The 7,566-nt window shown below is 44.9% G+C and carries 7 protein-coding genes and 1 other RNA gene; 4 read left to right on the top strand and 4 right to left on the bottom strand.

Translation table 11 applies throughout. The features are described 5' to 3' along the window. The first annotated feature begins 24 nt into the window (after positions 1 to 24). Together KTG12_RS16705 and KTG12_RS16710 are read left to right on the top strand one after the other, a co-directional pair. On the top strand, positions 25 to 627 hold the full coding sequence (locus KTG12_RS16705; RefSeq protein WP_005640882.1) for a riboflavin synthase: 603 nt from the start codon (positions 25 to 27) through the stop codon (positions 625 to 627). After that, positions 624 to 1,169 (top strand): nitroreductase family protein, encoded by a 546-nt coding sequence (locus KTG12_RS16710; protein ID WP_022322947.1) that lies wholly within the window; start codon positions 624 to 626, stop codon positions 1,167 to 1,169. Before KTG12_RS16705 ends, KTG12_RS16710 begins: the two co-directional genes overlap by 4 nt. 37 nt (positions 1,170 to 1,206) lie before the next feature. Here KTG12_RS16710 and KTG12_RS16715 read toward each other — a convergent pair whose 3' ends face one another. From KTG12_RS16715 to rnpB, 3 genes are all read right to left on the bottom strand, one after another. Then, positions 1,207 to 2,562: an MATE family efflux transporter gene (locus KTG12_RS16715; RefSeq protein ID WP_005647729.1), complete on the bottom strand. Its 1,356-nt coding sequence runs from the start codon at positions 2,560 to 2,562 to the stop codon at positions 1,207 to 1,209. A 35-nt stretch (positions 2,563 to 2,597) separates the two neighbouring features. Then, positions 2,598 to 3,956, bottom strand: a complete 1,359-nt coding sequence (locus KTG12_RS16720) for a YihY/virulence factor BrkB family protein (RefSeq protein ID WP_005647727.1) — start codon at positions 3,954 to 3,956, stop codon at positions 2,598 to 2,600. Positions 3,957 to 4,050: 94 nt separating this feature from the next. Next, an RNA gene (gene rnpB / locus KTG12_RS16725) (RNase P RNA component class A) lies at positions 4,051 to 4,408 on the bottom strand. Positions 4,409 to 4,827: 419 nt separating this feature from the next. Between rnpB and KTG12_RS16730 the strand changes: the two genes are divergently transcribed. Both KTG12_RS16730 and KTG12_RS16735 read left to right on the top strand, forming a co-directional pair. Then, positions 4,828 to 6,399 (top strand): Do family serine endopeptidase, encoded by a 1,572-nt coding sequence (locus KTG12_RS16730; protein ID WP_022322950.1) that lies wholly within the window; start codon positions 4,828 to 4,830, stop codon positions 6,397 to 6,399. Positions 6,400 to 6,542: 143 nt separating this feature from the next. Next, positions 6,543 to 7,403 carry an RNA polymerase sigma factor RpoD/SigA gene (locus KTG12_RS16735; protein WP_005641668.1) on the top strand — a complete coding sequence of 287 codons (861 nt, stop codon included), beginning with the start codon at positions 6,543 to 6,545 and terminating at the stop codon, positions 7,401 to 7,403. Here KTG12_RS16735 and KTG12_RS16740 read toward each other — a convergent pair. Beyond that, a partial coding sequence (locus tag KTG12_RS16740) for a hypothetical protein (protein WP_216945484.1) occupies positions 7,384 to 7,566 on the bottom strand: 183 nt, incomplete at its 5' end. The two genes, KTG12_RS16735 and KTG12_RS16740, sit on opposite strands and share 20 nt — an antisense overlap.

Below are 7,566 nucleotides of genomic sequence, written 5' to 3' on the forward strand. Positions count from 1 at the left end.
GATAATCATTAAAACAACAATCTTATGTTTTCAGGAATTGTAGAAGAAACAGCTCAGGTCGTGGCGATTGAGCATGATAAAGACAACATTCATATCACTATGAAGTGTTCTTTTGTCGATGAATTGAAAATAGATCAGAGTGTGGCCCACAATGGCGTTTGCCTGACTGTGGTTCGCAAAGATAGGGATACATTCACAACTACAGCCATGCGAGAAACTCTGGAACGTTCCAACTTGGGGCTGCTGAAACCAGGTTCACTCGTGAATTTGGAACGCAGTATGATGATGAACGGACGTCTGGACGGACATATCGTGCAGGGGCATGTCGACCAGACTGCCGTTTGTACAAGTGTGGAAGATGCAAATGGAAGCTGGTATTATACGTTCGAATATCCGTTCGACCAAGAGATGGCGCAGCAGGGATATATAACTGTCGAGAAAGGTTCCGTCTGTGTCAATGGTGTGAGCCTGACTGTCTGTAATTCGAAGCAGAATAGTTTTCAGGTAGCGATCATTCCGTATACGCATGACAACACCAACTTCTGCCAGATCGAAAAAGGTACGGTCGTCAATCTTGAGTTCGACATTGTCGGTAAGTATATCAGTAAGATGATGCAGTTCAAATGAAAGATTTCCTCTCTTTAGCAAGCCGGCGCCAAAGTGACCGGGCTTTTGATCCGCAGCGTCCGGTGGAAAAGGAAAAATTACAGCGTATTCTGGAGGCGGCGTGTATCGCGCCGTCTGCTTGTAATTCCCAACCTTGGCATTTTATTGTGGTGGATGATCCCGAACTGAAGAATCGGGTGGCAGACGCAACTTCGAACCGTGTTTTGGGAATGAACCATTTCACCAAACAGGCGCCCGTACATATCTTGGTCGTGGAGGAGAGGCCGAATCTGACAGCAGGTATCGGCTCGTGGATCAAGGACAAGAATTTCTCCCATCTGGATATCGGCATAACGGCCGCTCACCTTGTGCTGGCTGCCGAAGATGAAGGGTTGGGGAGTTGTATTGTCGGCTGGTTTGATGAAACGAAAGTTCGTAAACTATTGGATATCCCTTCCGGCAAACGTGTTTTGCTGGACATCGTTATCGGCTATTCTACCCAACCGGACAGACCTAAGAAACGCAAAGATCTGAAAGAAGTGATTAGCTATAATCGGTACTGAGATTTATGGATTATGATTTATGCAGTGTAACAGGAAATCATAATTCATAAATCCTCCTTCTTCTCTTCCAGAACCCCATCTTATAATAAACGAAGGTCACGATTAGTCCGATTGTGATGCTGATACCGATCGCCCACCAGATTCCGTTGCGTCCCAACCATGAACTGAGATAATAGGCGAGGGGAATACGGATCAGCCAGAGGCAGACCAGGCTGGTTATCATTGGGAACAAGGTATCTCCAGCTCCCCTGAGTGCTCCGTTGTACACGTTCAGTGCCCCATGTACAATGAAGAAACCACCGATAATTAGCAGATATTCTTTTCCAATCGCCACGACATCTATGTCTTTCGTGAAAATTCTCATCATCTCGTTGCCGAATAGATAGACGGCGGCAAAAGTTAATAGTCCCAGGGCTATATTCGTGTACATCGTAAACTGTACTCCCTTTTTCACCCGGTCCAGTCTCCCGGCTCCGATATTTTGTCCGCAGAAAGCTGCTAACGCTCCTGATAGGGTGAGGATAGCCTGAGTGATGATCGTGTCTATCTTTCCGGCGGCACCGTAAGCTGTCAGTGTATTGGTTCCGAAACTATTCACGATTCCCAGCAATGCGATCAGTCCGAGGGCGATCGCACATTGCTGTACGCTTGTCGGCAGTCCGATTTTTAAGCTCTCTTTGAACAGTTTCCAGTCGAACAGCATATCTTGCTTTTTGATGGATAGCAAGGGGTGCGTATTGTTTACATACGCCAGGGCTATACACATACCGATTCCCTGCGAAACGACAGTCGCACGAGCAGCTCCCTCTATACCCCATTTGAATACGAGTATGAAGAGCAAGTCGAACGCAATGTTCAGGACTGTCGTAATCAGAATGAACAGCATTGGGCGAACAGACTCGCCCACGCCTCGCAAAATCGAAATGATGCTATTGAAGGTTACGAACAGGAATGTTCCTCCTATGTAAATGCGAAAATAGGCTACCGCTTGCGGAATAACCTCTTCCGGCGTATTGGTCAGGCGGAAAACCGGCTCGGCGAAAATAATCCCTGCAATGGATAGTATTATTCCTCCGACTAACATGAATATGAAGAAGGAGGAAAACGCAAGTTGTACCTTTTGATACTGTTTGGCTCCGAAAAGTTGTGAAATGACTACCGTAGTACCGCTTCCTACACCGATCACGAGCGAAATGATGAAGTAATAGATGAAAAAGGAAGCCGATACCGCTGCCAGTGCCTCCTTTCCCAGAAACTGTCCGACAATAATGCTGTCCGTTATGTTATAGAACTGTTGCAGCAGATTTCCGACCAGCAACGGCACTGCAAAGCGAACGATCACTTTCCATACTTTCCCTTCTGTCAGATCTGTATTCCCTTTTCTTTTATCCATCCCTTAATAATTGTCAATAATCCATTGTCAATTGTTCAAAGGTCTTTCAACAAAATGTTGTCATTCGCCTTAATCATGTCCTCGCGGGTTTTCAGCAAGGCTTTCCATTCCTTGCTGAACAATTTGGACGTGTCGATCTTGAAGTTCTCCGAGCCGTATTCGTCCATGCGTGTCAGTAGATAACTGACAGTGATCTTGTTTACGTCGATGGCCGGCTGGTAGTGAACGACGCGTTCGTCATCTCCGTAATTGACTTCGATAATGATGTGCAGTTCGGTCAGTTGATAGAGTATCTGTGTCGTGATACGGATCGGTATGCGGTAAGCGTCTGACAATTCATCTGCCGTATAAGGCTTTTCTCCTTTTACGAACCGTTTTACGATCAGGGACGCTATCAGCAGCGTGAGGAAATCCTTATATCGCCGGCTGATGTTCTTGCTGTCACGCTCGAAACTGAATTTCTTCACGTTTTGGGAAGCATACGAGATTTCCGCCCCGAACAGGCAGATCAGCCATGACAATTGTAACCACAGCAACAACAGGGGCAAGGCGGCAAAACTACCGTAGATCGCGTTGTATTTGCTCACCCAGATCTGCCCGCTGATGTAGATAAACTGGAAGAATTGGAATGCGATGCCTGACAGGATTCCAGCCACGAGGCCGTTTACAAACCGTACTTTCGTATTGGGTAATGAAATATAAAGTCCTGTGAATGCCAGGATCGTAATGAGGTAGGGAGTTATGTTCAGTATCAGTTCGACCAGTGGAGTAAAGAAAAAGTACTGGCTGATAAATGAGTTCTGCAAAGTGGACAGGAAGATGGATAAACCGCTGGAAGCCGTCATCAGTACCGGTAAAATCAGGAACAAGGCCAGATAATCGGATAACTTCCGATACCACGGACGTGATTTCTGTATCTGCCAGATGTCGTTGAACGTGTCTTCTATGGATGAGATCAGGTTGACAACTGTATAAAATAGCAGGATCAGGCCGACCCCGATGATTACGCCGCCTTGTGCTTGCTCCAGATAACTTTCCACGAATTCGAAAGCCTTGGTCAATTCCACTTCATGTCCGGGGAAATAGTCGAACAATTCCTGGCGTACGGTGTTTTGGAAGCCGAACCCTTTGGCTATCCCCAACAGAACCGCTAGGAGAGGCACGATGGATAGCAAGGTGCTGTAGGTGAGGGCGGAGGCTTTCGTTTGAAGATTCTCGCTCTGAAACCCCCTGACTGCAAGAATTATTGTCTTGATGATGTTGATATAAAGCTCTTTCAGTCCGCTTACTTCATTTTCGGTGATCCGCCAAATGTCGTAAGTGACGAAACGGATCATTCTTGTCAGTAGGGCGTTGATCCGTTCTCCGAGCGTCTTTTTACCGGTTGTTTTCATATATATGATGTGCCAATAAATTAAATGTGCCAATATACCGATAGAAAACCATTTAATTGGCATATTGTTGAATTGGTATACTGGCACATTATAAAAAAGCAGCCTGCCTATAAGCCGGGTTCTGTACTCCCGTTTGCACGGGAGCGTCTGTCATTTATCTCGTCTTACTGTCACCAGTAAGCTTTAGCGGTCTACCCCCCGGCATCGGACGAGCAATCCTACATGCGCCGGTATACATGACCTTACAACCCATAAGGCGTACGGCATCCTATATTGCTATAAGACCCGGTGAGCTCTTACCTCACCTTTTCACCCTTACCGGACAGGCCGGCGGTCGTTTTCTGTTACGCTACTCTACCCTTACGGACAGCTTCCCGTTAAGAAGTATGGTGCTCTTTGTTGCCCGGACGTTCCTCCCGTCCTGAAGGACGAGCGACAGACCGGCAGACTGCAATGCGACAAAGGTAATTCTTTTAATCGACAATTGAAAATTGAAAATAGGGATAACCACATCAAAATGGTTCGATATAGTTCTCTTTTACTTTTCTTCCAGTCTAATTTGTTTTCGATAATGCTATGTATATGTTCGACATTGTTGAAAATAAATTACATAGATATCTGATGGCAGGTTCATGGGAAACATTCTGCCTTTCCTGCTGTTATATTATTGAATGTATGACCATTTGGCAGACAGTTGATTGTTAAAAAGGTACTTTGCATTACACAGTACTGTTAATCGCAGTTAAGCCCTTGCAGAGTGCCGTTAAAAGTGATAAAAAAATAGTTGCAAATGGAATAATCGCACGATTTTTGACTTTTCTTTGTCGAAAGAAAAATGTTAAATTTAAATGTTTGATAAAATAATGAGAGTATGAAAAAGATGTGGAAAAATGTGCTTGGTATAGTTCTCGTGGCTGCAATCAGTGCGGGGGCGGCTGTTGGGACGAGTGCTTACCTGATTAATAAGAATCAACCGGTATTTGGCACTTCCGGCTCAGCAAATACCTTCAACCAGCCGATCCGGTTAGCCGGTTATAACACGGTTGCTGCAGAGAATACGGATTTTACTACGGCTGCAGAAAGTACGGTTCATGGCGTTGTGCATATTAAGGCCACGACAAATGCCAAACAATATGCCGACGGAGGCAATCAGCCGCAGTATGTCGATCCATTCGAGTATTTCTTCGGATTCGGAGGACGTGGAGGGTTCCAACGCCCGCAACCGCAACCACGGGTCGGGGCCGGTTCCGGGGTGATCATTTCGACCGATGGATATATTATAACGAACAATCATGTGATCGATGGAGCGGATGAGCTGGAAGTGACATTGAATGACAATCGTAAGTTTGCAGCCAAATTGGTTGGAACCGATCCGACGACAGATATCGCTTTGCTTAAGATCGATGCGAAAGATCTTCCAACCATTCCGTTCGGTGATTCTGAAAAACTGAAAGTTGGGGAATGGGTGTTGGCTGTCGGTAACCCGTTTAATTTGACTTCTACGGTTACGGCTGGCATTGTGAGCGCAAAAGGGCGTGGTATCTCGATGGGAGGTGGAGACAAGAGCAAGATCGAGTCCTTTATCCAGACCGATGCAGCCGTGAACCCCGGTAATAGTGGGGGAGCGCTGGTGAATACGAAAGGTGAGTTGGTCGGTATTAATACTGCTATTTATTCCGAAACAGGAAACTTTGCAGGTTATTCGTTTGCAGTGCCTATCAGTATTGCAGGGAAAGTGGCAAACGACTTGAAGCAGTATGGTACGGTGCAGCGTGCAATCCTGGGTGTCCAAATTATGAGTGTGGGTGACATCGCCGACATGCTGGGCTATCCGAACTTGCCGGCTAAACAGAAAGAAGAGCTGAGCACCTTGAAATCCAAGATAAAAGTTTCCGAAGGTGCGTGTGTGGCTGATTTCGCAGATCGCAGTACTGCCAAGGAAGCCGGAATTGAAAAAGGTGACGTGATTGTTGCTGTAAATGGTGCAAAAGTGAAATCTGCGAATGCTTTGCAGGAACAGATTAGTAAATATCGTCCGGGTGACAAGGTACAGGTTACTGTAGACCGTAATGGTAGCACCAAGACATTTAATGTGGAACTTCGTAACGCACAGGGTAGTACGGCTGTAGTGAAAGGAGCCGCCGACAGTGCTGAAGTTTTAGGAGCCGCTTTTAGCGCGTTGACAAACGAACAGAAACGTGAATTAGGTGTAAGTTATGGTATTGAAGTGACTGGTTTGTTGAATGGTAAACTGAAAGATGCCGGTATCAAAAAAGGCTTCATTATCATGGTTGTAAACGATCAGAAGATTTCATCTCCTGAACAACTTGAGAAAATAGTTGACAAGGTTTTGAAAGGAAATGAGGACGATCGTTATATCGTAGTAAAAGGTTTCTACCCGAATGGACGTACGAAAGTATATGCTATAGACCTGGCTGAATAATAAAATAACGTTATATTTGTCTTATTTGGCGGGAAGATTGTTAAAGGTTTATAATTGGCTGGGTGTAGGGTGCATCCAGCCAATTCTGTCAATAAAAATAATATTATCTTTGCACCCTGATATTCTCAATATAAAAACATTGGATGAGACAGTTAAAGATCACAAAGTCCATTACCAATCGCGAAAGCGCTTCTCTAGACAAGTATCTTCAGGAAATAGGCCGTGAAGATCTGATCACAGTAGAAGAAGAAGTAGAATTGGCACAGGCTATCAAAAGAGGCGACCGGAGAGCATTGGAAAAATTGACCAGAGCGAATCTGCGTTTTGTTGTATCTGTAGCTAAGCAATATCAAAATCAGGGGTTAAGTTTACCGGACCTTATAAATGAAGGTAACCTGGGGTTGATTAAGGCGGCTGAAAAATTTGACGAGACCAGAGGTTTTAAGTTTATTTCCTATGCTGTGTGGTGGATTCGTCAGTCTATTTTGCAAGCTTTGGCAGAACAGTCAAGAATTGTACGTCTTCCGTTGAATCAAGTGGGGTCGTTGAATAAAATCAGCAAAGCCTTCTCTAAATTCGAACAGGAAAACGAACGCAGACCTTCTCCTGAAGAACTTGCAGACGAACTGGATATTCCGGTGGATAAGATTTCTGATACGTTAAAAGTGTCAGGAAGACATATCTCGGTAGATGCTCCGTTTGTGGAAGGCGAAGACAACAGTCTTTTGGATGTGCTTGTTAACGATGATGCTCCTATCGCAGACCGGTCGTTAATGAACGAGTCATTGGCAAAAGAAATTGATCGAGCCCTTGCTACATTAACCGAAAGAGAATGTGAGATAATCAAAATGTTTTTCGGTATAGGCTGTCAGGAAATGACATTGGAAGAGATTGGCGACAAATTTGGCCTCACAAGAGAGCGTGTCCGCCAGATCAAGGAAAAAGCAATTAGAAGACTAAGACAAGGTACGCGTAGCAAGCTCCTCAAATCGTATTTAGGTTAACCTCCTCCGGAGGAAGACAAAAGGATTTAAAAAGCCCTTTATCCGTCAGGATAGGGGCTTTCCTTGTTTTTTTAGGTTTAGGCTTATGGTTGTCATGTACATTATAAAGATCTATAAAATCATTCCGTATATCCATAAACTGTTGTAAAGTGAGAGATAAAAA

Source organism: Parabacteroides sp. MSK.9.14 (genome assembly GCF_019041495.1).
GTDB lineage: Bacteria > Bacteroidota > Bacteroidia > Bacteroidales > Tannerellaceae > Parabacteroides > Parabacteroides merdae.

What these genes read in the sequence shown, in the direction of transcription:
- KTG12_RS16735 (WP_005641668.1), top strand. Translation starts at nt 6,543, where the DNA reads ATGAGACAGTTAAAGATCACAAAGTCCATTACCAATCGCGAAAGCGCT.
- KTG12_RS16730 (WP_022322950.1), top strand. Translation starts at nt 4,828, where the DNA reads ATGAAAAAGATGTGGAAAAATGTGCTTGGTATAGTTCTCGTGGCTGCA.
- KTG12_RS16715 (WP_005647729.1), bottom strand. Translation starts at nt 2,562, where the DNA reads ATGGATAAAAGAAAAGGGAATACAGATCTGACAGAAGGGAAAGTATGG.
- KTG12_RS16720 (WP_005647727.1), bottom strand. Translation starts at nt 3,956, where the DNA reads ATGAAAACAACCGGTAAAAAGACGCTCGGAGAACGGATCAACGCCCTA.
- KTG12_RS16705 (WP_005640882.1), top strand. Translation starts at nt 25, where the DNA reads ATGTTTTCAGGAATTGTAGAAGAAACAGCTCAGGTCGTGGCGATTGAG.
- KTG12_RS16710 (WP_022322947.1), top strand. Translation starts at nt 624, where the DNA reads ATGAAAGATTTCCTCTCTTTAGCAAGCCGGCGCCAAAGTGACCGGGCT.